This window comes from Lacinutrix sp. MEBiC02595, from assembly GCF_053601555.1.
On sequence record NZ_JBSHNU010000020.1, the window covers coordinates 1 to 1,584 of the forward strand.

At 38.6% G+C, this 1,584-nt stretch carries 1 pseudogene; it reads left to right on the plus strand.

From position 1 onward, the window contains the following. A pseudogene (locus tag ACVCZW_RS00055) lies at positions 1-1,584 on the plus strand (hypothetical protein); the annotation flags it as partial.

Below are 1,584 nucleotides of genomic sequence, written 5' to 3' on the forward strand. Positions count from 1 at the left end.
CTACTGGTCCAGATCTTACTGCTTGTAATGTAGTAGATGAAACGATAGAATGTGATGGTGATAATAACCAAACTTTAGCAGATACTTGGAATGCAGATAATATCGTAGAACTTCAAGCTTGTGCGGATGATATTAATGTAACTATTACTTCTGATTATGCTTTCACTAACCTAGCTACAACTTGTGGTGCTGGTGGAACTATTCAAGTAATATATACGGCTACTGATGATTGTGGTAATGAAACCATACTTACTGCAACGCTTACGCTTGAAGATTCTATCGGTCCTGACTTAACGGCTTGTACTGTAATAGACGAAACTATAGAATGTAACGGAACAGATAACGAAACGATCGCGAATGATTGGAATGCTGCTAACATATTAGCACTTCAATCTTGTGGTACAGATGCTTGTGATACAGATGCAGTATTTGATGTAACTTCTGATTATGCTTTTGCTAACCTTACTTCTACTTGTGGAGCTGGTGGTACTATCTTAGTTACTTATACAGTTGCTGATGATTGTGGTAATGAAACCATACTTACTGCAACGCTTACGCTTGAAGATTCTATCGGTCCTGACTTAACGGCTTGTACTGTAATAGACGAAACTATAGAATGTAACGGTACAGATAACGAAATGATCGCGAATGATTGGAATGCCGCTAACATACTTGCTCTTCAATCTTGTGGTACAGATAGCTGTGATACAGATGCAGTATTTGATGTAACTTCAGATTATGTATTTACGAACCTTGCTTCCACTTGTGGCGCTGGTGGTACTATTCTAGTTACGTATACAGTTGCTGATGATTGTGGTAATGAAACCATACTTACTGCAACACTTACGCTTGAAGATTCTATCGGTCCTGATCTTACTGCTTGTACTGTAATAGACGAAACTATAGAATGTAACGGAACAGATAACGAAACGGTTGCGAATGATTGGAATGCTACTAACATATTAGCGCTTCAATCTTGTGGTACGGATTCTTGTGATACAGATGCGGTATTCGATGTAACTTCAGATTATGCTTTTGCCAACCTTGCTTCCACTTGTGGACTTGGTGGTACAATTACAGTTACCTATACCGTTGCAGATGATTGTGATAACGAAACTATACTTGTTGCCATTCTTACGCTTAACGATTCTATCGGTCCAGATTTAACAGTTTGTACTACAGTTACAGATACCTCTGTAGATTGTACAGCGGATGATAACGAAACCATTGCCGATGCTTGGAATACTGCTAATATTGCTGCACTTGAATCTTGTGGTTCAGATAGCTGTGATGCAGATGGTGTTTATAACGTAACTTCAGATTACGACTTCAATAACTTAAACGTAGTTTGTGGTCCTTGTGGTTCGCTTCCGGTTACCTATACCGTTGCAGATGATTGTGGTAATGAATCTACAATTACAGTAACGCTGAACTTCGGAGATGCTACTGGTCCAGATCTTACTGCTTGTAATGTAGTAGATGAAACGATAGAATGTGATGGTGATAATAACCAAACTTTAGCAGATACTTGGAATGCAGATAATATCGTAGAACTTCAAGCTTGTGCGGATGATATTAATGTAA